This window comes from Candidatus Devosia phytovorans (assembly GCA_029202405.1).
Classification (GTDB): Bacteria; Pseudomonadota; Alphaproteobacteria; order Rhizobiales; family Devosiaceae; genus Devosia; species Devosia phytovorans.
In genome coordinates this window covers 401089-426174 of sequence record CP119312.1, presented here as the reverse complement: position 1 = coordinate 426174, position 25086 = coordinate 401089, and the positions used below count along the sequence as shown (strand labels likewise).

The window sequence follows — 25086 nt, the reverse complement described above, 5'->3', positions numbered from 1 at the left end:
CTCAATCCGCCGTGGCGACGACAACGTCGTCACTCAGGGGTTCATCCACATTCTCGCCGGCCAGCCGCAAAAGCAGCCGCTCCAGCGAAAACAGGCACATCATAAATCCGCTCAGCACCACGGGGAGATAGGTGAAGGTCGTCGGCAGTCCGAGCACGGGGATTCGCGTCGACCAGTAGCGGATAGCGAGCTCCCCGCCATAAAACACCATGCCAAAGGCAAAGCCGAAAATGGCCAGGTCCGTGATCGCATGCAGCCACGGCTTGGCCCCCTTGGGCAGCACATACATCAGCACGTCGAACCCCATATGAAAGTTCTCCCGCACCCCCACGGCCGCCCCGAGGAAAATGAACCAGCTCATGATCATGATCGAAGCCGCCTCCGTCCACGGCGGCGAAGCATTGAGCACGTAGCGGGTAAACACCTGATAGGCGACGATAATTGTCATGGCCACAAGCCCGGTCCCCGCCACCCAGAGGGCGGCGGTGGACAGGGCGTTCAGCGCGCGACTGACCGATTTGAGCGATTGTTTCATAGTCACCGGCGCCTCCACACACTCGGTGTCATCCCGGCCTTGAGCCGGGACCCATCTCGAGATTTCTGAACTGCCGCTGGGTCGCAGTGCTCATCACCGCGACCTGGCGGCTGTGGCGCCCTCCCGGGATGGGCCCCGGCTCAAGGCCGGGGTGACATCGTGGGTGGGGCACCTTCAGTGCAGCTCTCACCCCTCCGTAGCCCGGATCCGCTCCACCAGCTCAATCAGCGCCGGATCCGTCACATACTTCTCATAAACCGGCCCCATCGCATCGATGAACGGCTGCTTGTCGACCTCGTTGATCGTCGCGCCCAGCGCTTCCACCGCCGCCTTGGACTCGGCCTCCTTGGCCGTCCACAGCTCGCGCTGCTTGGCCACGGATTCCTTGGCCGCCTCACGGAACAGCGCCTGGTCCTCCGGCGTCAGCCCGTCCCAGATCACCTTGGACACGACCAGCACTTCCGGCACCATGAGATGTTCATCGAGCGAGTAGAACTTCGCCACCTCTGCATGGCCCGCCGTGTCGTAGCTCGGGTAATTGTTCTCTGCGCCCTCGATCACCCCGGTCTCGATCGCCGAATAGACCTCGCCATAGGGCATCGGCGTCGCATTGCCGCCCAGTGCCCCCACCATGTCGACGAAAATGTCCGACTGCATTACCCGCAGCTTCATGCCGCTGAGGTCGGCCGGCGTCGTGATCGGCTTTTCGCTATTGTAGAACGAGCGCGCCCCGCCGTCGTAAAAGGCCAGCGCCACCACATCGACCTTGTCGAAGGCGGCAAGGATTTCCTCCCCGATCGGACCATCGAGCACATTGTGGAAGTGATCAGCCGAACGGAAGATATAGGGCAGTTGTGTCACGGTCGCTTCCGGCACCTGCGTCCCGAAGGCGCCGATCGAAATGCGGTTCATGTCGATGACGCCGAACTGCGTCTGCTCGATCGTATCGGCCTCCTGGCCGAGCTGCGCCGAGTGGAACACTTCCACCGCATAGCGCCCGTCGGTCTTCTCTTTCAGCAGCGCGCCGAAATGCTTGACCGCTTCCACGGTCGGATAGCCGTCGGGATGCGTGTCCGACGAGCGCAGCACGGTCTGGGCGCTGGCCGTCGAGGCCATCAGCGACGTAGCGACGAGCGCCATCGCTGCCAGTCTTGGCAGATGAAACATGTTGATCCTCCCAAAGGTGGCAGCGCTCCGGCTCGTCCTCCGCGCCGTCAAGCGAGTGCTGCCGTTCCAGCGGCGATCTCCCCTCCTCCTCAAGACGGGATATCGTCCACCTCAAAACTGGTATGGAAGGCAAAAGAACAAGTCAACATACAAACCGCGCCAACTTGTATGATGAATTTGCGGTTGGACAAAACAAAAGGGGTCCCGGCGCGCCGGAACCCCAGATATTTGCAGGTGGACGACACGAAGTCGTCCAGCATGCTTGCTTTAGATATGGATAGCGCCGTCGCCGAGCGACAGCGCGGCCTCGCGCACGGCTTCCGACAGCGTCGGATGGGCATGAGTCGAGCGTGCAAGGTCTTCTGACGAACCAGAAAATTCCATCAGTACGACGAGTTCATGGATCATCTCGCCGGCATTCTTGCCCACGATATGCGCGCCTAGAACTCGATCGGTGGTCACATCCGCCAGGATCTTCACAAAACCCTGTGTCGCCAGCATCGCCTTGGCACGACCATTGGCGGTGAAGGGGAATTTGCCGATCTTGTACTCGACACCCGCGGCCTTCAGCTCGTCCTCGGTCTTGCCCACCGAAGCGATTTCCGGATTGGTGTAAACCACTGCCGGAATTGCAGAATAATTCACATGACCGGCCTGGCCATTGAGGATTTCGGCAATCGCAATGCCCTCGTCCTCGGCCTTGTGCGCCAGCATCGGCCCGGCAATCACGTCGCCAATGGCATAAATGCCGTCGACCGAGGTCTTGTAATGCTGGTCGACCCGCACCCGGCCGCGCTCGTCCAGCGCCACGCCGACGATGTCGAGACCCAGGCCTTCGGTGAACGGCTTGCGGCCGATCGCCACCAAAGCCACGTCAGCGCTCAACATTTCCATGTCGCCGCCCTTGGCCGGCTCGATCCGGACCTTGAGCGAACCGTCGTCCTGCTTGTCGATTCCGGCCACCTTGCTCGACAGTTTGAACTCCATGCCCTGCTTCTGCAGCATGCGCTGGAACTGCCGCGCCACTTCGCTATCCATGCCGGGCAGGATGCGATCCAGATATTCAACGACAGTCACTTGCGCACCAAGCCGCGCCCAGACCGAACCGAGCTCCAGCCCGATCACGCCGGCGCCGATGACGAGCAGCTTGCCTGGCACTTTTTCCAGCGTCAGCGCGCCGGTAGAGGTCACGATCTGCTTCTCGTCGATCTCGATCCCCGGCAGGCCAGCAGACACCGAACCTGTTGCAATCACGATGTTTTTCGTCTCGATCTCGGTGGCAGCGCCGGTCTGCGGCGTCACCAGAACCTTGCCCGGCGCGGTGATCGTACCGATGCCGCGGATCGGGGTGATCTTGTTCTTCTTGAACAGATAATCCACGCCGCCGACATTGGCCGCCACGGTTTCGGACTTGTGATTCATCATCTGCGGCAGGTTCAGAACCGGCGCCGGAATGTCGATGCCCAGGCCCTTGAAGCTATGGCCGGCCTCTTCGAACAGCTCCGACGCATGCAGCAGCGCCTTGGAGGGAATGCAGCCGATGTTGAGGCAAGTGCCGCCATGCGTTGCCCATTTTTCGACAACCGCCACCTTCATCCCAAGCTGTGCAGCGCGGATCGCCGCGACATAGCCGCCCGGACCCGAGCCGATGATGGTGAGATCGTACGCGTCTGCCATTTCTTGGTGCCCCAAAAGGTTAGTGTTGCTGCGCCAGTGCCACACGCACTGCCAGCAGGATGAATGTAATGCCGGTTACCCGATTAAACCACCGGCCGAAACGGAAAAACCCTTGTCGTACCGAGGCTGTCGTAAAGAAAACCGAGACCAATGCGAACCAGGCAAAAAGCATGATGCTCATGCTGCCCACATAAATGACCTTGATGTCATTGCCGGTACGCGCCGACACCAGCGTCGTAAACAGCGCCAGGAAGAACAACACGGCCTTCGGATTGAGCAGATTGGTCAGAAAGCCCAGCGCAAAAGCCGCGAAATCACCGCGCTTGGCCCCAGCCAGATCGGCCTCGGCCGGCGGCTGCGGCGGCGCGCTGCGCAGTGCCGAGATCGCCAGCCAGACCAGATAGGCCGCGCCGGCCCACTTCAGAATATTGAACAGCATCAGCGAATTGCCGACAATGACGCCGAGACCCAGCAGCGTATAGCTGCCATGGACCAGGATCGAGGTGGCGATGCCGGCAGATGTCATGATGCCGGCGCGACGGCCATGCGCAATCGACTGGCGCAGCACCATGGCGAAGTCGGCACCCGGGATCACGGCATTGATGCCGAAGGCCAGCATCAAGCCTGCAAATTCCAACCAGGGAAAACTCATCGGATCACCGCCGCATAGTCGCGGCTCTTCCGTTACACCAGCACGACGCCACGGGCAACGAGACATGTGGTTTCCCGAGCTCCATGCCGTTCGGGCGACAAAGCAACCGCTTCTTAACTTTCGTTAAGACTTCTCTGGACTCGACGCGCCGAGACGCATTAAGAATTCTGCATTTGAGAAAAAAGCATTTCCTGCTGGAGACTTAGCGAATGCGTTTTTGGTCTGCCCTGATGGCCCTCATGCTCAGCGTCACCCCTGTGCTTGCACAAAGTGTCGAGCGACATGGCTCCTTCATCATCATGGGACAGGACGCCGAATTCGCCATTCTCGCCGGCGACATCACCCCGCAGACGCCGCTCGAGTTCAAGACGGTCATGTCGCGCCAGCCCAATCTCAAGACCCTGGTGCTCTCGAGCGACGGCGGCTCGGTGACTGGCGGCCTGCTGCTGGCCGACGAGATCCACCTTCGTGGCATCAACACCTATATCCCACCGACGTTTGGCTGCCATTCGGCCTGTTCCTACATCTTCCTTTCCGGTGCCTCCCGCCTCGACCAGGGCGAACTCGGCGTGCATCAGTTCTATGGCGGCGAGGACAGCACCTCGCAGGCGCAATTCGTCGTTTCTGACATTCTCGACATGCTGGCGCGCTTCGACACGCCTCAGGAGGTCATCAGCCGCATGCTGCGAACCCCTTCTGACGACATGTATATTTTCACCCAGGCCGAAGTCGATCGCCTCGGCATCAACCGCAATCACGGCCAGCTCAAGAGCCTCGTCGCCGAATTCCGCCAGGTTCCCGAAGTCGTTCTCACGGCCATGCGGCCCGATCGCGGCGGCGGAGAAGAAACCCAGACGGCGTCCACCGATACCGACACGGAAACCACCGCACCCTCCAGCGCGCCGCGCTTCGCCATCTACGACGGCGTTGATTTCTACGGCTCCGACATCGAGAAGATGCGCACCGAGACCCTCGAACAGTGCTTTGCCGCCTGTCTCGAAAACGCCGAATGCAGCGCCATGACGGTCAATCTCGACCCCGCCGCCAAGGTCGGCCCCAATTGTTTCCTCAAGAGCAACATGGGTGACACCGTGAGCTATCCCCATGCGGTGTCAGGCGCTTTTATCGCCGCTGACTATGATGGCGTGCTTGAAATCGAGGGTGAGGACGTCCCGCCCACAGACATCATCGCGCTCGAATAGCCTTCCGCCAGCAGGCAATCTCTCCGTAACATACATGTGCTATCTGGGAGCGTCCGAGACTGCATCGACTCCGGTGTGCCTGGCCGGACCGACTGGATATTTCATGCGCTTCCCCTATTGCCTCGTTCTGACTTTTCCTCTGCTCATTGCCTCATCAAGCCTCTCCCATGCTGCCGGGTTTGACACCTACGGCGCTGCGCCCACCGATCTCTATGCCATTCAGCCCACACATGATTTCATCTTCATTCTCGGCGCTGGCATAGGTGCCGCGCCGGCCTATGAAGGTGCCTCCGACTATAGCGCCACCTTCCTGCCCATCATTTCCGTTGAGCGCTTCCACATCCCCGGCCTGATCGACGTCGGTGGCGGACCCAAGACCGCAGGCGGCCTCCGCTTTGCCCCATCCGTCAGCTTTGCCGGCGAACGCGTCAGCACCGACCATGCAGCCCTGACCGGCCTCGATAATGTCGATGCCACCTTCGGGCTGGGCGCCCGGGTTGGCTATGAAATGGTCCTGACCGATACCGTCACAGCCGAAGTCTACGGCGCCGCGCGCTATGCCTTTGGTGGAGCGGAAGGTGTTGTCGGCGAAGTCGGAATCGACGTGACGGCCGACGTGACGCCGCAACTCCAGATCACCGGCGGCCCGGTCGTAAGCCTTGCTTCGGAAGGCTATATGGACACCTATTTTGGCGTGACCAGCGCCCAGTCTGCGGCGACCGGCGGACGGCTTGCCGAATACGAGGCCGAGGGCGGCATCAAGTCCATCGGCCTCAAGGCCGAAGCGCGCTACGAATTCATCCCCGATACATTCGCCAATCTGAAGGGATCCTATTCGACCTTCGTCGGCGACACGCGCAATTCGCCCATCGTCCAGAGCGGCAGCGAACACCAGTTCACCATCGGCCTCGGGCTTTCCCGCCGCTTTTCGTTCTAGCTACTGCGAGGCGACTTCCTGAGCCCTGGCAAGGGCTTCGGGGAGCTGCTGGTCGATATCGAGCGCGCCGTCCTGCACCTGGGCGAGAAAGCCGCGGCAGAACACGTCCTTGTCCTCGGCCTGGTTATAGGCACTCATGATCTGCGTGCCGCCATAGGTTTCGGCCGCCTGCTTCTCGCCGTTCTGAGCGCCGCCAAGCCGCGTCACGACGCGGTCGGCCAGATCGAGAAAGCCGATATTGCGCAGATACCAATTGTCATAGGCCGTCTTGTAGGCGCCATCGAGCCCGGTGGTCTCGTAGCAATGCGTCGTCATCGCCGAGACGATCACCCGCGAGCCATGGAAGGCCATCAGCTCGCCCACCAGCTCGGCATTGCCGGCGTCTTGTGCGTGAGCAGGAATGAACGGAACGAGCCCGAGAATGGCGGTCAGAACCAGGGAACGCAAAACCAAGCTTACTCCGAAAACCGTGTGTGAACGTTTGATGTCATCTGAGGCCTTGACGTTAACAGACTGTTAGCATCGAGGGTAACCGACATCACGAAACTGCTACAAAAAAGGGCCCGCCGAAGCGGACCCTCAAATTGTGCAGTTTCAATCAGGCAGATTAGAGGTCGAGCACCAGGCGTTCCGGCGCCTCGAGGCTCTCCTTGACGCGCACCAGGAAGGTCACGGCTTCCTTGCCGTCAACGATACGGTGATCGTAGCTGAGGGCGAGATACATCATCGGACGGATGACGATCTGGCCACCGACCACGACCGGACGTTCCTGGATCTTGTGCATGCCCAGAATGCCGGACTGCGGGGCGTTGAGGATCGGCGTCGACATCAGCGAGCCATAGACACCACCATTGGAGATGGTGAAGGTGCCGCCCTGCATGTCGGCCATCGACAGCGCACCGTCACGGGCCTTCTTGCCCAGGCCGGCAATGCCCTTTTCGATCTCGGCGATCGACATCTGGTCGGCATCGCGCAGCACCGGGACCACGAGGCCCTTGTCAGTGCCCACGGCCACGCCGATATGGGCGTACTGCTTGTAGATCAGCTCATCGCCATCGATCTCGGCATTGACCGCCGGGATTTCCTTGAGGGCATGAACGACGGCCTTGGTGAAAAAGCCCATGAAGCCGAGCTTGACGCCATGCTTCTTCTCGAACAGCTCCTTGTAGGAATTGCGCAGGTCCATCACCGGCTTCATGTCCACTTCGTTGAAAGTGGTCAGCATGGCGGCGGTGTTCTGCGCGTCCTTGAGGCGACGGGCGATGGTGAGGCGCAGGCGGGTCATCTTGACCCGCTCTTCCCGCTCCGCATCATCGGCAGCAACCGGAGCGCGCGGCGCCTTGGGCGCCTCAGGCTTGGCAGCGGGAGCCGATGCCGGTGCGGCCTGGGCCACGGCAGGAGCCGCAGCCTGAGCCGGCTTGGCAAGGGCAGACAGCACGTCTTCCTTGAGCACCTGGCCCGACTTGCCCGAACCGGCAATGGTGCCGGCGTCGAGGCCGTTCTCGTTGATCATCTTCTGGGCCGACGGCGCCGGAGCGCGATCGGTTGCCTGCTGCACCGGCTCGGGGCCGGCAACATTGGCAGCCGGGACTTCGGCCTTGGCCGGAGCCGCGGCGGCAGGAGCAGCAGCAGCACCGGCGCCGCCGATGGCACCCAGCAGGGCACCGACGTCGACGGTTTCGCCCGGCTGGGCAGCGATGGCTTCAAGCACGCCAGCGGCAGGCGCCGGCACTTCGATGGTCACCTTGTCGGTCTCGAGCTCGACGATGGGCTCGTCGGCGGCGACAGAGTCACCAACCTTCTTGAACCACTGGCCGATCGTGGCCTCGGTCACGCTCTCGCCAAGGGTGGGGACGCGGATTTCAGTCGACATTGGTTTGTCCTTTATTGGCCGAGGGCTTCATCGAGGAAGGCTTGGAGCTGGGCAAGGTGCGTCCGCATCAGACCCGTTGCAGTGGAGGCAGAGGCCGGACGGCCGGTGTAGCGCACGCGCTGACCGGTACGGCCCATCTGGTCGAAGACCCATTCAACATAGGGCTGAATGAAGGCCCAGGCACCCATATTCTTGGGCTCTTCCTGGCACCAGATGATCTCTGCATTCTGGAAACGACCCAGGATGTCGAGCAGCGCCTTGGCCGGGAACGGATAGAGCTGTTCGATGCGCAGCAGATAGACATCGTCAATGCCCTTCTTCTCGCGATCTTCCAGCAGATCGTAATAGACCTTGCCGGTGCAGAGCACGACGCGACGGACCTTTTCGTCCGCCACCAGCTTGGTGGTCGTCTTGGGCGCGCCGGGTGCTTCGGCATCGTCCCACAGCAGACGATGGAAGCAGGAGTCTGGACCCATTTCGACGAGACCCGAGGTGGCACGCTTGTGGCGCAGCAGGCTCTTGGGCGTCATCAGGATCAGCGGCTTGCGGAAGTCGCGTTCAACCTGGCGGCGCAGCGCATGGAAATAGTTGGCCGGGGTCGTGCAGTTGGCGACCTGCATATTGTCTTCGGCGCAGAGCTGGAGGAAGCGCTCGGGACGCGCGGAGGAATGCTCCGGGCCCTGCCCTTCATAGCCATGCGGCAAAAGCATCACGAGGCCCGACATGCGGAACCACTTGCGCTCGCCCGAGGAGATGAACTGGTCGATGACAACCTGGGCACCATTCACGAAGTCGCCGAACTGGGCTTCCCAGATGGTCAGCGCTTTCGGTTCCGCGAGCGAATAGCCGTATTCGAAGCCGAGCACGGCTTCTTCCGACAGCATCGAATTGATGACTTCGTAGCGAGCCTGGTTCTCGGGGTCGAGATTATTGAGCGGCGTATAGCTCTTGTTGTCGACCTGCTGGTCGTTGAGCACCGAATGACGCTGGCTGAACGTACCACGCTCGACGTCCTGTCCCGAAAGACGAACCGGGTTCCCTTCCGTCACCAGCGTGCCGAACGCCAGGGCTTCTGCGGTTGCCCAGTCAATGCCTTCGCCCGACTCGATCGCCGCGAGGCGATTGTCCATGAAGCGCTTGACCGTCTTGTGGACGTTGAAGCCTTCGGGGATACGCGTCAGTGCGGTACCGATCCTGGCCAACTGGTCGATCGCCACGCCCGTGTCGCCACGGCGCGGACCTTCCTGGTCGGCGGGCTTGAAGTCTTTCCAGGCGCCATCGAGCCAATCGGCCTTGTTCGGACGATAATCCTGGCCGGCTTCGAATTCGCCTTCGAGCTTGGCGCGCCAATCGGCCTTCATCTGGTCGACTTCGGCCGTGGTCAGGTGACCCTCGGCGACCAGCTTGTCCGAATAGAGCTCCAGCGTCGACTTGTGCGCACGGATCTTGGAATACATCAGCGGCTGGGTGAAGCTTGGCTCGTCGCCTTCGTTGTGGCCGAAGCGGCGATAGCAGAACATGTCGATGACGACAGGCTTGCCGAACTTCTGGCGATACTCGACGGCCACCTTGGCAGCAAACACCACCGCTTCCGGATCGTCACCATTCACATGGAACACCGGCGCCTCGATCATCTTGGCCACATCGGTCGGATATGGAGACGAGCGCGAATACATCGGCGAGGTGGTGAAGCCGATCTGGTTGTTGATCACGAAGTGGATCGAACCACCCGTACGATGCCCCTTGAGGCCCGAAAGGCCCAGGCATTCGGCGATCACACCCTGGCCGGCAAAGGCCGCATCGCCGTGGATCAAGAGCGGCAGGACCATGGAGCGGTCCGGCTTGCCATCGGTGGCGATATTGACCAGCTTGCCGTCGGGCGAAATGTGCTGGTCCTGCTTGGCGCGCGACTTGCCGAGCACGACGGGATCGACGATCTCGAGATGCGATGGGTTGGCCGTCAGCGACAGGTGGACCTTGTTGCCGTCGAAGTCGCGGTCGGAGGAAGCACCCAGGTGGTACTTCACATCGCCCGAGCCCTCGACGTCGTCGGGATAGAAGGCGCCACCCTTGAACTCGTGGAACAGGGCGCGGTGCGGCTTTTGCATGACCTGGGTCAGAACGTTCAGGCGACCGCGGTGGGCCATGCCCAGCACGATATCCTTAATGCCCAGCGCGCCGCCGCGCTTGATGATCTGCTCGAGCGCCGGAATGGTGGATTCACCGCCATCAAGGCCGAAGCGCTTGGTGCCGGTATATTTGACGTCGATGAACTTCTCGAAGCCTTCGGCCTCGATCAGCTTGGAGAGGATCGCCTTCTTGCCTTCGGCGGTGAAGGAAATTTCCTTGTCCGGACCTTCGATGCGCTCCTGGATCCACTGCTTGGCTTCGGGGTCGGAGATATGCATGAACTCGATGCCCATCGTGCCGCAATAGGTGCGCTGCAGGATGGCCAGCATTTCCGGCAGGGTCGCATATTCGAGGCCCAGATAGCCATCGACGAAGATCTTGCGGGTGTAATCGGCCTCGGTGAAGCCATAGCTCTTGGGATCGAGCTCCGGCGCCGGCTCGTCTTCCTTCATCTTGAGCGGATCGAGATCGGCATGCAGATGCCCGCGCATGCGATAGGCACGGATCATCATGATGGCGCGGATGCTGTCGCGCGTCGCCTGCAGCACATCGGCTACGCTGCTCTTGGCAACGCCCATGGCCTCGGCCTTCTTGGCGATGGCCTTCTCGGTCTTAACGGCGATTTCGCCCCAATTGCCGTCCAGCGCACTGACCAGATCACCATTGGCGCTCTGCGGCCAGTCCTTGCGGCCCCAGCTCGGGCCCTCGGCATTCTTTTGGGCGACACCTTCACCGTCGTCGAGCTTGGAAAAGAAGCTCTTCCAGGTGTCATCGACACTCTGCGGATCGGTCTTGTAGCGGGAATAAAGCTGTTCGATATAGTCGGCGTTCCCCCCATAGAGGAACGAAGTCAGCAAGAACGTGTCGTTCTTTTCCTGTCGTGTCATCGCTTTTTGTCGCGAGGCCCACGCCCCGCCATCCTTCTCAACGGACCAGCGCCGCGCTGGCCTCAAGTGCGGTCAGAAAATTTCGGGAATACTGACCACATTTCCTTTGTATCTTGTTAAGACTTGCGGCGCCCTTTGGCGCCGCTGCTCACTTGATTGTGTTTCCCGCCACGGACTTAGCAAGGCCTAACACCCTTCTATGTCCGAAGCGCGACCGACATTAGTCGTACTATTAGCCCTTGAGCACTTCGGCAAGAGTACGACCGATACGGGCCGGGGAACTCGACACCTTGATGCCGGCAGCTTCCATGGCCGCGATCTTTTCTTCGGCACCGCCCTTACCGCCTGAAATTACGGCACCAGCATGGCCCATGGTGCGACCCGCCGGAGCGGTACGACCAGCGATAAAGCCGGCCATCGGCTTCTTGCGGCCGCGCTTAGCTTCGTCGATCAGGAACTGGGCGGCGTCTTCCTCGGCAGAACCGCCGATTTCGCCGATCATGATGATCGACTTGGTGGCTTCGTCAGCGAGGAACATTTCGAGCATGTCGATGAACTCGGTGCCCTTGACCGGATCACCACCGATGCCGACGGCCGTGGTCTGGCCCAGGCCTTCATTGGTGGTCTGGAACACTGCTTCATAGGTAAGCGTGCCCGAGCGGGAAACAATGCCCACCGAACCCTTCGAGAAGATCGAACCCGGCATGATGCCGATCTTGCATTCTTCCGGCGTCAGCACGCCCGGGCAGTTCGGGCCGATCAGGCGCGACTTGGACTTTTCGAGCTTGGCCTTGACGCGGACCATGTCGAGAACCGGCACGCCTTCGGTGATACAGACGATCAGCGGAATTTCCGCGTCGATCGCTTCTTCGATGGCAGCGGCGGCACCCGGAGGCGGCACATAGATGACCGAGGCATTGGCGCCGGTCTTTTCGCGGCCTTCGGCAACCGTGGCAAAGACCGGGAGCGAAGCCGAGCCATCCACGCCCGAGGTCCAGGTTTCGCCGGCCTTCTTGGGGTTCACGCCACCCACCATCTTGGTGCCGTAATAGGCCAGCGCCTGTTCGGTGTGGAACGTGCCAGTCTTGCCGGTGAGGCCCTGGACGAGAACCTTGGTGTCTCTGTTGACGAGGATCGACATCTACTTCTGGTCCTTCAGGAGTTGTTTGATTGCTCGGAGCTCGGCGACCATTTCCTGGGTCATGACAACGAGATCCTTGTTGATTTCCTCCACGCGCGCGACGTGGTTCGAATAGCTTTTCACCGACATGCGCCCGGTGATGGCGACGGCGATGACAATGAGCACGAGAGGTGCCCAGGTGACGATGATCTCACCCATCAGCCCGCCTCCCCTTCACCGGGCTTGGGCCGGATCACGGTAAGCTGCAGCACGAAGCCATATTCGTCCTCATGCGACAGCAGCAGGCGCTGCCCGCCATAGTCCTGGCTCATCCACGAGCCATAGGTGCCGGCGCCCTTGTTGCGGATCTCGCCATGCCACTCGGGCAGGTCTTCGATCAGCGCCACATCGGCCTCGCCTTCGGCTTCCGTGACATCGATCCGGCAATAGCCGAAGTCGGCGTCGGGATAGGTCTCCATCAGCACGAAGCCCTCGGCATAACCAAGGCCGGGAACCTGCTTGTAGAAATTGGTAGATTCAACCCAAAGCGATTCAGGATCGCCCGGGCTCACATCCCAACCCATTTCCGTCGCAAGCGTCTCGGCATCGGCATTGCCGCCGGCGAACAGCGCGCAGACTTCGAGCGCAGCCAGCGACCCCGCCTGTGGCGGAGTCTTGGCCTTGCCCTGCGCCATGGCTGGCGTGACGCAGAGGGCAAGCGCGGCAATGACAGCCAGGCCGGCGCGCATCGCCTTAGCCCTGCACGGCCTTCACAATCTTCTGGGCAGCGTCGTCCAGGTCATCGGCCGAGATCACATCGAGGCCCGAATTGTCGAGGATGGCCTTGCCTTCCTTGACATTGGTGCCTTCGAGGCGAACCACCAGCGGCACCTTGAGGCCGACTTCCTTGACCGCGGCGATCACGCCCTCGGCAATGACGTCGCAGCGCATGATGCCGCCGAAGATGTTGACCAGGATCCCTTCGACAGCCGGATCGGCCGTGATGATCTTGAACGCAGCCGTTACCTTCTCCTTGGAGGCGCCGCCACCAACGTCGAGGAAGTTTGCCGGCTCGGCGCCATAGAGCTTGATGATGTCCATGGTGGACATGGCAAGACCCGCGCCATTGACCATGCAGCCGATATTGCCGTCGAGGGCGACGTAGGCCAGGTCGAATTTGGATGCTTCGATTTCCTTGGCGTCTTCTTCCGAGAGGTCGCGCAGCGGCTTGAGCTCGTCGTGGCGGAAGGAGGCGTTGTTGTCGAAGCTCACCTTGGCGTCGAGCACGCGCAGGTGACCGTCGGTCATCACGATCAGCGGGTTCACTTCCAACAGGCTCATGTCGGTTTCAGTGAAGGCCTTGTAAAGGATCGGGAACAGCTTGGCCGCGTCAGCCTTGGCATCGCCATCGAGCTGGAGGGCCGCAACGATCTCGGCGACATTGGCTTCGGTCACGCCCGTGGTCGGGTCGATATCGACGGCAATGATCTTTTCCGGGGTGTCATGCGCCACGGCCTCGATGTCCATGCCGCCTTCGGTCGAGATGACAAAGGACACGCGACCGGTCGTGCGATCGACCAGCAGCGAGGTATAGAGCTCGCGGGCAATGTCGGCGCCATCTTCGATATAGAGGCGATTGACCTGCTTGCCGGCATCGCCGGTCTGCTTGGTCACCAGCGTATTGCCCAGCATTTCCTTGGAGAAGGCGACCACGTCATCGATGGTCTTGGCCAGGCGCACACCGCCCTTGGCATCGGGACCGAGTTCCTTGAACTTGCCCTTGCCGCGACCGCCGGCATGGATCTGGCTCTTGACCACATAGAGCGGGCCCGGCAGCGACTTGGCAGCAGCTTCTGCCTCGTCTGCCGAGAAGATCGCGACGCCGGCAGCAACCGGTGCGCCATAGCCCTTCAGCAGTTCTTTGGCCTGATGTTCATGGATGTTCATGTCTAATCCCCTTGGATGGGCAGGACGGTGCCGGGAGAAATCTCAAGCGACCGTATAACGGGTTCGATCCTCTGCGTCATTCCCGGCGAGGCGAGAAGCCTCACCAGAAATGACCAACCCCGCAGCGATGCGGGGTTGATCTGGGACAATTTACGCCAGTTTCGGCGCGATTTTCTTGCAGGCCTCGATCAGGCCTTCAACGGCACCGACCGATTTGTCGAAGGCTTTTTGCTCGGAAGAATTGAGCGAGATTTCGACGACCTTTTCCGCACCACCGGCGCCGATGACGACCGGCACGCCGACATAGGTGCCCTTCACGCCATACTGGCCATCGAGATAGGCAGCGGCAGGCATGACGCGCTTCTTGTCCTTGAGATAGCTCTCGGCCATGGCAATGGCGGAAGCGGCAGGCGCATAGAAGGCCGAGCCGGTCTTGAGCAGGCCAACGATCTCGGCGCCACCATCGCGGGTGCGCTGCACGATCTCGTCGAGCTTTTCCTTGGAGATCCAGCCCATCTTGACCACGTCGGTCAGCGGGATGCCGGCAACGGTGGAATAGCGGGTCAGCGGCACCATGGTGTCGCCATGGCCGCCCAGCACGAAGGCGGTCACGTCCTCGGTCGAAACGCCCAGCTCTTCGGCGATGAAATGGATGAAGCGCGAGCTGTCCAGCACGCCGGCCATGCCGATCACCTTGTTGGCGGGCAGGCCGGAGAACTTCTGCAGCGCCCAGACCATGGCGTCGAGCGGGTTGGTGATGCAGATGACGAAAGCCTTGGGCGCATACTTGGCAATGCCCGCACCCACCTGCTCCATCACCTTGAGGTTGATTTCAAGCAGATCGTCGCGGCTCATGCCCGGCTTGCGCGGCACGCCGGCGGTCACGATGACGACATCGGCGCCTTCGATGTCCTTGTATTCGGACGTCCCCTTGAGGGTAGCGGCAAGGCCCTGAGCCGGAGCGGACTGGGCAATGTCGAGCGCCTTGCCCGGACCAACGCCGTCGACCACGTCGAACAGGACGATATCGCCCAGTTCCTTCTGCGCCGACAACAGAGCCAGCGTTCCGCCGATCTGTCCTGCACCGATTAGGGCAATCTTTTTACGCGCCATGAGTCCTCATCCCGACACTGCGTTGAATTGGCGCAGTTCTTAACCCTACGAGCTTTGAGGGGCAAGTGAACCCTTCGTCTTAAACTCGAATATGGCCTTGCTGATGGGCGAAGGGGTGGTGCCGGATGGGCACGGGAACGTTTCAGGCTGGGGTGGTGACGTCTTCCGACGGAGAGTCCCGCAATCCCTTGGCCAGATATTCCTCCGACTGCATCTCATCGAGACGCGAAATCGTGCGCTGGAATTCGAAGGCCGTGCGGTCGTCCTTGCCCAATTGCTCGAGCGGGGCAGCAAAGCTGGCGCCCAGCTTGACGCCGCGATCGTAGAGATTGTCGATCAGCAGGATAAACCGCTTGGCCGCGTCCGACTTCGTTCGGTCCATCTGCGGCACGCCGTCGATGATGACCGAGTCGAACTGATGGGCGATGCGCACGAAGTCACGCGAGCCCAGCGGCTTTTCGCAGAGATCGGCGAAGTTGAAGCGGGCTGCCCCCATCGCGACCAGTGGCACGGGGATTTCCCGGCCAATGCTTTCGACCACGCCCGGCGCCCCCGCCTCGCCGCCGGTGATGCGCAGCCACAGCCGATCCATCTCGGCCCTGACCGCCGGACCGGTGCCGAAGGCATAGACATGCTGGCCGGCAAACTTCATGCGGCGATAATCGCGCTCGGCATGCAGGCTCGCGACCTCGCAATGCTGCTTGAGCAAGGCGATGAAGGGCAGGAAGAGTTGGCGGTTGAGCCCGTCCTTGTAAAGGTCATCGGGCAGCACATTGGATGTCGCCACCAGCGTCACACCCTGCGCGAACAGCTTTTCGAACAGCCGGTAGAGCAGCATGGCATTGGTGATGTCATGCACGTGAAATTCATCGAGGCACAGCAGGCGCAGGCCGGAGCGGACGATCGGCTTGACCACGGCCTCGACCGGATCGGCATCGCGCCCCTTCTCGCTCTTGCGGAAAGCGGCCATGCCGGCATGGATCTCGTCCATGAATTCATGGAAATGCACGCGCCGCTTCTGCCTGAACGGCGCCGCAGCAAAGAACAGGTCCATCAGCATGGTCTTGCCGCGACCCACCTCGCCAAAGAGATAGAGCCCGCGCACCGGCTGCGGCTTGTCGAAGAGTTTCCCGAAAAAGCCCTTGGGCTGCTCGGCGAGAAGACCCGCCAGCACGGCATCGAGCCGCCCGGCCGCCTCGCGCTGCGCCGGATCGGCAACAAGCGTCCCCCGCCCCGCCAGATCGGCATAGGCGGCGGTGACGGGACCGGAGGATTGGGAAGAGGATGTCATGACGCGGCATCCAATGCGTGCACAATGGCCTGAGGTCAAGGGCAGGATAACTGTGCCACGCCCTCGTGGTTCGAGGGTCGCTGCGCTCCCACCTCACCATGAGGGCTACTGAGTAAGAGATTTACCAACAGCCCTCATGGTGAGGTGCTTTGCTATGGCAAAGCCTCGAACCACGAGGGCGTGGCACGATACAACCAAAAAGAAAGCCGGCCATTTGCAGGCCGGCTTCACCGAAAACCTTAGCGGGCCATCGAGATGGCCTGGCCACCCGAGATGGTGCCGATGTAGCGGCCCGAGCTCGGCGCGAGGAAAGCAGCGATATTGCCGTTTTCATCATAGAGCTGCAGCTGGCTGCCGACCTGCTGCCAGCCGGTGACCGAAGCGATCTGCGGCACGGTGCAGCCCGGAGCCGAGGCGCGGTAATAGCTGGTGCCGGTCTTGGCCGTCATGGGCAGGTTGATGCGGCAGGTAGCGGCACCGGCCACCACGTTCCACACGCCTTCCGGACCGGCGCTCACGCCACCGCCCATCGGCTGGTTGAGCGTCACGAAGGAGCTATTGCCGCCAGCAGCGGGTGCTGCACCGGGCGCACCCGGCTGGGTCATGCCCGGCGTGGTCATCGCCGTCTGCGTATTGACGCCGCCGAGGACGGGCTGGCCCGAAAGCCCTGGTGCCGGCGTACCGGTCGCGCCGATGGCCGGCAGCGTGCCCTGCTGCACGCTTGAACTCTGTACCGGCTGCAACTGCGACGGGGCACCAATCGTATTGAGATTGGCCGTATTGGAACCGGTCGACTGGCACGCTGCCAGCAGAACGGCGATTGCCGCCACGCCAATCGCGGAGGATCCGCGCATCCAAACCGTCATGGGTTCGCTCCTGCCCTAGGGCTTTCAAAAAGGTTAACCGCCTGGCTGGCTTATAGCCAATGCCAGCGCTCCATTCAACAGCCCGGCCCGCGTCAGTAACAGCACATTGCAATATGGCCGTTATGCGCCGGAAGTGGCCATTTCCTTCAACAGATCTTGTGCCAGAACAGTTGCATCCTCGGCTTCTTCTTCGGGCACCTGCACCGGCACGCCGTCTGGGCCGAACAGATTCGGCACGCCCGGCAACCCGCCCTCACCCTGCTCCAGCGGATGAAAACCATAGGCGCGCAGCGCCACGATCAGGGCCCGCGCCATGGACTCGGTCTTGGCTTGGGCAATGATCTGATAGGCCATGGGGCACTCCTCTTGTTATCAGCGATCCTGACCGCCAAAGCCGGCACGGGCAAGGGCGCTCACGATTAATCCATTGCCAATCCGTCATCGAAGTGTTGCACTCCGCCCTCGGCGTCTCACCGCATGGTGATTTGCCGATGACCATGGCCAAGCGCTTAGCTTCGTTCAACAAACTGCCGCCGGAGCCGCAATGGGCGCCTATATATTCCGCCGCCTGCTGCTGATGATACCGACCATTTTCGGCATCATGGCGATATCCTTCATCATCACCCAGTTTGCCCCCGGCGGCCCCGTCGAACAAGCGCTGGCCAATATCTCGGGCCAGAACAATTCGCTGACCTCGCGCGTCACCGGCTCGGAAGCCGGCGATTTCGCCGCCCAGCCCGGCCAGGGCGGCAACAGTTCCGCCTATCGAGGCAGCCAGGGCCTATCGCCCGAACTGGTGGCACGAATCGAAAAGCAGTTCGGCTTCGACAAGCCGCCGCTCGAACGTTTCGGCATGATGCTGTGGAACTACCTGCGCTTCGATTTCGGCGACAGCTATTATCGCGATATTTCGGTTATCGACCTGATCCTCGAAAAAATGCCGGTCTCCATATCATTGGGGCTCTGGATGACGCTGATCGCCTATGGCATTTCGATTCCCCTCGGCATCAAAAAGGCCGTGTCCGACGGTTCCCGATTCGACGTCTGGACCTCGACCCTGGTCATCATGGGCTATGCCATTCCCGGCTTCCTCATCGCCATTGCGCTGGTCATCCTCTTTGCCGGTGGCAGCTTCTGGTCCCTCTTCCCGCTGCGTGGCCTGACCTCGCCCGGCTTCAACAGCTTCCCCTGGTGGCGCCAGCTGCTCGACTATTTCTGGCACCTCGTCCTGCCCATCATCGCCATGGGGCTCGGCGCCTTCGCCACCACGACCCTTCTCACCAAGAACTCCTTCATCGACGAGATCGGCAAGCAATATGTCACCACGGCGCGGGCCAAGGGGCTGACGGAACGCCAGGTGCTCTACGGCCACGTCTTCCGCAACGCCATGATGCTGATCATCGCCAGCTTCCCCGGCGCCTTCATCGGCGCCTTCTTCGGCGGCTCGCTGCTGATCGAGACGATTTTCTCGCTCGATGGCCTCGGCCTGCTCGGTTTCCAGTCCGTGGCCAATCGCGATTATCCCGTGGTCTTTGCCACGCTCTATATCTTCAGCCTGCTCGGCCTCGTCATCTCGCTGGTCTCGGACCTGGCCTATATGTGGGTCGATCCGCGGCTTGATTTCGAGAGCCGCGAAGTATGACCGAGATGACCACCCAGGCCGCAGTGATCGAGGCCCCGCGCAATGGCAATCTCAGCCCGCTGAACAGGCGCCGGCTGCAGAACTTCCGCGCAAATCGCCGCGGTTACTGGTCGCTGTGGATTTTCCTCGCCATCTTCCTCGTGACGCTTGGCTCCGAATTTATCGCCAATGACCGCCCGCTGGTCGCCTCCTACAAGGGCGAACTGCTGTTCCCGGCCTTCGTCAACTACCCCGAGAGCAAGTTCGGCGGCTTCCTGGCCGTCACCAACTACCGCGACAGCTTCATCGCCGACGAGATCGAGGCCAATGGCTGGACGGTCTGGCCGCCGATCCGCTGGGGCTATGGCACGGTGGACGGCTACCAGCCCGGCTCCGGCGCCACCCCGCCAAGCTGGATGATGAGCCGCGACCAGATCTGCGAACGCTACCCCGAGGGCGTCGCCGACCCCGCTTGCCACTGGGGCAATTACCACTGGCTGGGCACCGACGGCGAAGCCTATGACGTGCTGTCGCGCCTGCTCTATGGCATCCGCATCTCCATCCTCTTCGGCTTTACCCTTACCATCCTCTCCTCGGTCATCGGCCTTTTTGCCGGCGCCGTGCAGGGCTATTTCGGCGGCTGGCTCGACCTCATCGCGCAGCGCCTCATCGAAATCTGGACCTCCGTCCCCACGCTCTACCTGCTGCTGATCATCTCCAGCGTCATCGCCCCCAGCTTCTGGGTGCTGCTCGGCATCCTGCTGCTCTTCTCCTGGGTGTCGCTGGTCGGCATCGTGCGCGCCGAATTCCTGCGCGGCCGCAATTTCGAATATGTCACCGCCGCCCGTGCGCTCGGCGTCTCCAATCTCACCATCATGTTCCGCCATCTCCTACCCAATGCCATGGTGGCCACCCTCACCTTCATGCCCTTCATCCTCTCCGGCTCGGTGGTGACACTGACCTCGCTCGACATCTTCGGCCTCGGCCTGCAGACCGGCACACCTTCGCTGGGTGACCTGCTGGTTCAGGGCAAGGACAATCTCCAGGCCCCCTGGCTCGGCTTCACCGGCTTTTTCGCCATCGCCATCATCATGACCCTCCTCGTCTTCATCGGCGAAGCCGTCCGCGACGCTTTCGACCCCAGGAAGACGCTGGCATGAAACGTGATAGGATACGGGCAGAAGGAGTGCCGAGATGAACAAGATCGTGCGCGAACACTATCCGGTCGAGAACCTGCCCGAGGATTTGCGCCTCCAATTTCGGGGCGTGGATTCCGTGACAGTCGTCAGCGAAGCCAGTGCGGAACTGGACGAGCGCGGTCCGCTTCCGCATGCAGACGCCATCGCCCTGATGCGGCAAATGCAACGCGAGAATGAAGCAAAGGGCAAGACCGTCTCGACCGAAGAGGCCGTCGCCCGCATCCGCGCCCTTCGAGACGAGTGGGACGACTGAGTGCCATCCCTGGTTTATGCCGATACCAACGTTTTCATTCGCGCCTGGGAAGGCGGACACGAGCTGACCACTGCGCTGATCGACCTGCTGGAAATCCGACATGGCAATGCACCGGTATTTGCAACCAGTGAGTTGACCCTGGCGGAAATCCTCGTTCATCCGTTGCGGGATCATGATCGGCGTTTGCGCATTCGATATGAAAGACTGCTGGAGCCCAGCGATTGGCTGAGAGTGGGAGAGGTCGATCGGACCATACTTCTGGGCGCTGCCTTGCTACGCAGCCGATATCGTTTGAAATTACCAGATGCCATTCATGCGGCGACAGCACTGCAGCTGGGATGCGAATCGATCCTGACGGGCGATACGGCTCTGGCGCAGAACTTCAGTTTTGGCGAAAGCCCCTATCCCGAGCTGGCAACCGGAGAGGTGCAGGGGTTGAAGATGACACTCGAAACCGTACGCGACTTGACGGCAGCACTTGCGTCATGACCACGCCCCTCCTCTCCTTCCGCGACCTCTCCATAGCCTTTGGCGCCAATCCAGCCGTGCGGAATATTTCCTTCGATATCGCGCCGGGTGAAACCATGGCGCTGGTCGGGGAAAGCGGTTCCGGCAAGTCGGTGACGGCGCTCTCAGTGCTGAAGCTCCTGCCCAGCACCGCGAGGCTCTCCGGGCAAATCCTCTTCAAGGGACAGGACCTCGTCACCGCCGCGCCGCAGGAATTGCGCGCCGTGCGCGGCAATGACATTTCCATGATCTTCCAGGAGCCGATGAGCTCGCTCAATCCGGTCCATACGGTGGAAAAGCAGATCGGGGAAATTCTGGCCATGCACCGCGGATTGCGCGCCACGGCCGCGCGCAAGCGCACGCTTGAGCTGCTCGATGCCGTGGGCATTCCCGACCCCGCCAGCAGGCTCGGCGCCTTTCCCCACCAGCTGTCCGGCGGGCAGCGGCAGCGCGTCATGATCGCCATGGCGCTGGCCAATGAGCCGGACCTGCTGATCGCCGACGAGCCGACCACGGCGCTCGATGTCACGGTACAGGCTCAGATCCTGACCCTGCTCAAGGAACTCCAGCAGCGCCTCGGCATGGCCATGCTCTTCATTACCCATGACCTGGGCGTCGTCAAAAAGATCGCCGACCGCGTCTGCGTCATGACCAAGGGCGAGATTGTCGAGACTGGCGCCGTCGCGCCTTTGTTCGCCAATCCGCAGCACGCCTATACCAGGCACCTGCTGGCCGCCGAGCCGCGCGGCACGCCGCCGGCGACCGATCCCGCGGCCCCCAGCATCGTCGATGTGGCGGACCTCAAGGTCTGGTTCCCGATCAAGCGCGGCCTGCTGCGCCGCACCGTCGGCCATATCCGCGCTGTCGATGGCGTCGATCTTTCCATCCGTCGCGGCGAAACCCTGGGCGTCGTCGGCGAAAGCGGTTCGGGCAAGTCGACGCTGGGCTATGCCCTCCTCCGGCTCATCCCGTCCGATGGCAGGATCGTCGTCCTTGGCAACGAAGTGCAGTCGCGATCCTGGAAAGCCATGCGCCCGCTGCGCAAGGACATGCAGATTGTCTTCCAGGACCCCTTCGGCTCGCTCAGCCCGCGCATGGCCGTAGCCGACATCATCGGCGAGGGCCTCGCCGTCCACGCGCCGCAGATCGGCGCCAGGGAACGCGATGCCCGTGTCATCACGGCACTGGAGGAAGTCGGCTTGCCCCCGGAAAGCCGCTTCCGCTATCCGCATGAATTCTCCGGCGGCCAGCGCCAGCGCATCGCCATCGCCCGCGCCATGGTGCTCGAGCCGCAATTCGTCGTGCTCGACGAACCGACCTCGGCGCTCGACGTTTCCATCCAGGCCCAGGTCGTCGACCTGCTGCGTGCCATTCAGCAGAAGCGTGGCCTCACCTATCTCTTTATCTCGCACGACCTCAAGGTTGTCCGCGCCCTGGCCAACCAGCTCATCGTCATGCGCCACGGCAAGATCGTCGAACAGGGCGCCGCCAGCGACATCTTCGCCGCGCCGCAATCGGACTATACCAAAGCGCTGATGGCGGCAGCCTTCGACGTGGCCGTGGCCGATGCCGCCGAAATGATCTAATTTGTTGTCATAAAATCAAAATCCCGGAGCCGTCCGATGAAATTGGCATCCCTCCTTGCCGCTGCCCTGGCCCTCTCTACCGCAGTCCCCGCCATGGCCCAGACGGCCCCCGGTCAGTGGGTCCACGCCTTCGCCATGGAGGGCCAGCCCAAATACGGCGCCGACTTCACCCATTTCGACTATGTCAATGTCGATGCTCCCAAGGGCGGCATCGTGCGGCTGGGCGCGCTGGGCGGTTTTGATACCTTCAATCCCATCCTGCCCAAGGGCGATGCCGCGGCCGGCCTTGGCCTGGTCTACGAGACGCTGCTGACGCCTTCGCTCGACGAGCAGAGCGTCTATTACGGGCAACTCGCCAGCGAGCTCAGGATCGGCGACGACTATGGCTCGGTGACCTTCCGCGTCAACCCCGATGCCAGATGGCACGATGGCGAGCCGGTGACCGCCGAGGACGTGGTCTGGAGCTTCGAGAAGACGATCGAACTCAATCCCGATCGGCAGCAGTATTACATCAACATCACCAAGGCCGAAGTCACCGCCCCCGGCGAGGTGACCTTCACCTTCGACCAGAAGGGCAATCGCGAATTGCCGCTGATCCTGGGCCAGCTCCAGGTCTTTCCCCAGCACTGGTGGGAGGGTGAGGATGCCAAGGGCAAGACGCGCAATATCGGCGAATCCACGCTCGAAGCGCCGATGGGCTCTGGCCCTTATGAGCTGGAAAGCTTCGACGCCGGCCGCACCATCACCTACAAGCGCGTCGAGGATTTCTGGGGCGCAGACCACCCGACCAATGTCGGACAGAACAATTTCGACGAGTACCGCACCGAATATTTCCTCGACCTGACCGTGCAGTTCGAAGCCTTCAAGGGTGACCAGTTCGACTTCTGGATGGAAAACCAGGCCCGTCGCTGGGCCACCGCCTATGACTTCCCGGCCGTCACCGACGGCCGTGTCATCAAGGAAGAATTCCCCCAGGACTATGCCGGCTCGGGCCTGATGATGGGCTTCATCCCCAATCTGCGCCGCGAGAAATTCCAGGATCCACTGGTGCGCGAAGCGCTCAACTACGCTTTCGATTTCGAGGAGTTGAGCAATACGCTGTTCTTCAACCAGTATGAGCGCATCGACAGCTATTTCTTCGGCCTGCCCTTCCGCTCTTCGGGCCTGCCGGAGGGCGAAGAGCTCGAAGTACTGGAAACCGTCAAGGACCAGGTCCCTCCCGCGGTCTTTACCGAGCAATATACCAATCCGGTCAGCGGCTCGCCGACCGAGCTGCGCAACAACCTGCGCACCGCCCTGGGCCTCTTGACCGAGGCCGGCTACACACTCAATGGCAATCAACTGGTCGATGTAAATGGCCAGCAGCTGACTATCGAAATCCTGCTCAATGGCCCCACCATCGAGGCCGTGGCGCAGAATCTCGTCACCAATCTTAGCCAGATCGGCGTCGCTGCCACCATCCGCACTGTCGACAGCCCGCAGTTCATCAACCGCTCGCGCAGCTTCGACTATGACGTGATCTATGCCGGCTGGGCCCAGTCCTGGTCGCCGGGCAATGAACAGCGGTTCTTCTTCGGCTCCGGCTCGGCCACCCAGGATGGCAGCCAGAACTATGCCGGCATCGCCAATCCAGCGATCGACAGCCTGATCGACCTGCTGGTGGTCGCCGACGACCGCGACACCCAGGAGGCCGTGACCAAGGCACTCGACCGCGTGCTGCTGGCCAATCACTACATCATCCCCAGCTATACGCTGCGCAATTCCCGCACCGCCCGCTGGGACCGCTTCAGCCGCCCGGAAAACTTGCCCGAATTCTCGTCCGGCTTCCCCACGCTCTGGTGGTGGGACGCCGAAAAAGCCGCCAAGACTGGTGGCGCAAGCCAGTAGAACCAGGGGCTGAGGGTAACCTCAGCCCCTTTTCCTGGCCACCAGGTCGATCAGCGCCGAAGTCCCGATATGGCGTGAGCCTTCCTCCAGCTCCGCCTCATAGGCAGCGAGCTCAACGATCTCCAGCGCGGCAAATTTCTCGCGCAGCAATTCCTCTGTGTAGAGCTGGTCAAGCTGCTTTGGCCCGCCGGTGCCGAAGTCGAGCTGGCGTGGCGTATAGCCTTCGAGCAGCAGCAGGCCACCGGGCTTGAGCGTCTGCATCATGCCGGCAAACATGGCATCTCGCATCGCCGGCGGAGCGAACTGGACGAAGATGGCGGCGACAACATCGAAGCTGGCCGCGGGCCAGTCGTAGCGCCCGATATCGACCAGTCTCGTGGTGAGGGTTACGCCGCGGCGCTTCGCCAGGTCATCGGCCTTGGCAAGGCCAACCGACGACGCATCCACCGACAGCACATCGAGCCCCTGCTCCGCCAGCCAGACGCCATTGCGGCCCTCGCCGTCCGCGACAGCCAGGGCATTTCCATAGCCTCTGAGCCGGTCCGCCTGCCGGGCCAGAAAGGCATTGGGGCCCTCGCCGAAGACATAGTCGGTCGTGCTGAACTTTTCGTCCCAGAAATCCATGCATCTTCCTCA

General features: G+C 61.7%; 24 protein-coding genes. 8 read left to right on the top strand and 16 right to left on the bottom strand.

The genetic code is table 11. The features are described from left to right. Window position 1: 1 nt before the first annotated feature. The 4 genes from P0Y65_02050 to P0Y65_02035 form a co-directional block, all read right to left on the bottom strand. Window positions 2-535: a TRAP transporter small permease gene (locus P0Y65_02050; GenBank protein WEK06708.1), complete on the bottom strand. Its 534-nt coding sequence runs from the start codon at window positions 533-535 to the stop codon at window positions 2-4. A gap of 186 nt (window positions 536-721) precedes the next feature. Further along, on the bottom strand, window positions 722-1702 hold the full coding sequence (locus P0Y65_02045) for a TRAP transporter substrate-binding protein (GenBank protein ID WEK05058.1): 981 nt from the start codon (window positions 1700-1702) through the stop codon (window positions 722-724). 267 nt (window positions 1703-1969) lie between these two features. Then, window positions 1970-3379 (bottom strand): dihydrolipoyl dehydrogenase, encoded by a 1410-nt coding sequence (gene lpdA, locus P0Y65_02040; GenBank protein WEK05057.1) that lies wholly within the window; start codon window positions 3377-3379, stop codon window positions 1970-1972. A gap of 19 nt (window positions 3380-3398) precedes the next feature. Further along, window positions 3399-4031, bottom strand: coding sequence for a LysE family transporter (locus P0Y65_02035; protein WEK05056.1), 633 nt, complete (start codon window positions 4029-4031; stop codon window positions 3399-3401). 209 nt (window positions 4032-4240) lie between these two features. Here P0Y65_02035 and P0Y65_02030 point away from each other — a divergent pair, with 209 nt between their 5' ends. Further along, window positions 4241-5233 (top strand): PAN domain-containing protein, encoded by a 993-nt coding sequence (locus P0Y65_02030; protein WEK05055.1) that lies wholly within the window; start codon window positions 4241-4243, stop codon window positions 5231-5233. A 103-nt stretch (window positions 5234-5336) separates the two neighbouring features. Then, complete coding sequence (locus P0Y65_02025) at window positions 5337-6170, top strand: MipA/OmpV family protein (protein WEK05054.1); 834 nt, start codon at window positions 5337-5339, stop codon at window positions 6168-6170. Here P0Y65_02025 and P0Y65_02020 read toward each other — a convergent pair whose 3' ends face one another. The 11 genes from P0Y65_02020 to P0Y65_01970 form a co-directional block, all read right to left on the bottom strand. Next, window positions 6171-6623 carry a hypothetical protein gene (locus P0Y65_02020; GenBank protein WEK05053.1) on the bottom strand — a complete coding sequence of 151 codons (453 nt, stop codon included), beginning with the start codon at window positions 6621-6623 and terminating at the stop codon, window positions 6171-6173. A gap of 154 nt (window positions 6624-6777) precedes the next feature. Beyond that, window positions 6778-8043: a 2-oxoglutarate dehydrogenase complex dihydrolipoyllysine-residue succinyltransferase gene (odhB, locus tag P0Y65_02015; protein ID WEK05052.1), complete on the bottom strand. Its 1266-nt coding sequence runs from the start codon at window positions 8041-8043 to the stop codon at window positions 6778-6780. A gap of 11 nt (window positions 8044-8054) precedes the next feature. After that, entirely contained in the window at window positions 8055-11060 is a 3006-nt protein-coding gene (locus tag P0Y65_02010) for a 2-oxoglutarate dehydrogenase E1 component (protein WEK05051.1), read from the bottom strand. A 232-nt stretch (window positions 11061-11292) separates the two neighbouring features. Then, entirely contained in the window at window positions 11293-12201 is a 909-nt protein-coding gene (sucD, locus tag P0Y65_02005; protein WEK05050.1) for a succinate--CoA ligase subunit alpha, read from the bottom strand. Then, window positions 12202-12399 (bottom strand): hypothetical protein, encoded by a 198-nt coding sequence (locus tag P0Y65_02000; GenBank protein ID WEK05049.1) that lies wholly within the window; start codon window positions 12397-12399, stop codon window positions 12202-12204. It abuts the gene before it with no gap. Next, a complete protein-coding gene (locus P0Y65_01995; protein ID WEK05048.1) occupies window positions 12399-12929 on the bottom strand; it encodes a hypothetical protein in 531 nt (176 codons plus the stop codon). Before P0Y65_01995 ends, P0Y65_02000 begins: the two co-directional genes overlap by 1 nt. 4 nt (window positions 12930-12933) lie before the next feature. Then, complete coding sequence (gene sucC, locus P0Y65_01990) at window positions 12934-14127, bottom strand: ADP-forming succinate--CoA ligase subunit beta (GenBank protein WEK05047.1); 1194 nt, start codon at window positions 14125-14127, stop codon at window positions 12934-12936. A gap of 150 nt (window positions 14128-14277) precedes the next feature. Further along, a complete protein-coding gene (mdh, locus tag P0Y65_01985; protein ID WEK05046.1) occupies window positions 14278-15240 on the bottom strand; it encodes a malate dehydrogenase in 963 nt (320 codons plus the stop codon). 142 nt (window positions 15241-15382) lie between these two features. Then, window positions 15383-16531 (bottom strand): cell division protein ZapE, encoded by a 1149-nt coding sequence (gene zapE, locus P0Y65_01980; GenBank protein WEK05045.1) that lies wholly within the window; start codon window positions 16529-16531, stop codon window positions 15383-15385. 239 nt (window positions 16532-16770) lie between these two features. After that, window positions 16771-17397 (bottom strand): AprI/Inh family metalloprotease inhibitor, encoded by a 627-nt coding sequence (locus P0Y65_01975; GenBank protein ID WEK05044.1) that lies wholly within the window; start codon window positions 17395-17397, stop codon window positions 16771-16773. Window positions 17398-17517: 120 nt separating this feature from the next. Beyond that, window positions 17518-17751, bottom strand: a complete 234-nt coding sequence (locus P0Y65_01970) for a hypothetical protein (protein ID WEK05043.1) — start codon at window positions 17749-17751, stop codon at window positions 17518-17520. A gap of 190 nt (window positions 17752-17941) precedes the next feature. Between P0Y65_01970 and P0Y65_01965 the strand changes: the two genes are divergently transcribed. The 6 genes from P0Y65_01965 to P0Y65_01940 are packed head-to-tail and all read left to right on the top strand — an operon-like array spanning window position 17942 to window position 24450. Then, on the top strand, window positions 17942-19039 hold the full coding sequence (locus tag P0Y65_01965; protein ID WEK05042.1) for a microcin C ABC transporter permease YejB: 1098 nt from the start codon (window positions 17942-17944) through the stop codon (window positions 19037-19039). Beyond that, window positions 19036-20178 (top strand): ABC transporter permease, encoded by a 1143-nt coding sequence (locus tag P0Y65_01960; GenBank protein ID WEK05041.1) that lies wholly within the window; start codon window positions 19036-19038, stop codon window positions 20176-20178. The genes P0Y65_01965 and P0Y65_01960 overlap by 4 nt, the downstream gene beginning before the upstream one ends. A 34-nt stretch (window positions 20179-20212) precedes the next feature. Next, entirely contained in the window at window positions 20213-20470 is a 258-nt protein-coding gene (locus P0Y65_01955) for a hypothetical protein (protein ID WEK05040.1), read from the top strand. Continuing rightward, the gene (locus P0Y65_01950) at window positions 20471-20959 is read left to right on the top strand and encodes a PIN domain-containing protein (GenBank protein ID WEK05039.1); all 489 of its coding nucleotides are present in this window, start codon (window positions 20471-20473) and stop codon (window positions 20957-20959) included. After that, on the top strand, window positions 20956-22563 hold the full coding sequence (locus P0Y65_01945; protein WEK05038.1) for an ABC transporter ATP-binding protein: 1608 nt from the start codon (window positions 20956-20958) through the stop codon (window positions 22561-22563). Before P0Y65_01950 ends, P0Y65_01945 begins: the two co-directional genes overlap by 4 nt. 36 nt (window positions 22564-22599) lie before the next feature. Beyond that, the gene (locus tag P0Y65_01940; protein WEK05037.1) at window positions 22600-24450 is read left to right on the top strand and encodes an extracellular solute-binding protein; all 1851 of its coding nucleotides are present in this window, start codon (window positions 22600-22602) and stop codon (window positions 24448-24450) included. Between the two features lie 21 nt (window positions 24451-24471). Here the strand turns inward: P0Y65_01940 and P0Y65_01935 are convergent, their stop codons facing one another. Continuing rightward, on the bottom strand, window positions 24472-25074 hold the full coding sequence (locus P0Y65_01935; GenBank protein ID WEK05036.1) for a class I SAM-dependent methyltransferase: 603 nt from the start codon (window positions 25072-25074) through the stop codon (window positions 24472-24474). Window positions 25075-25086 lie beyond the last annotated feature (12 nt).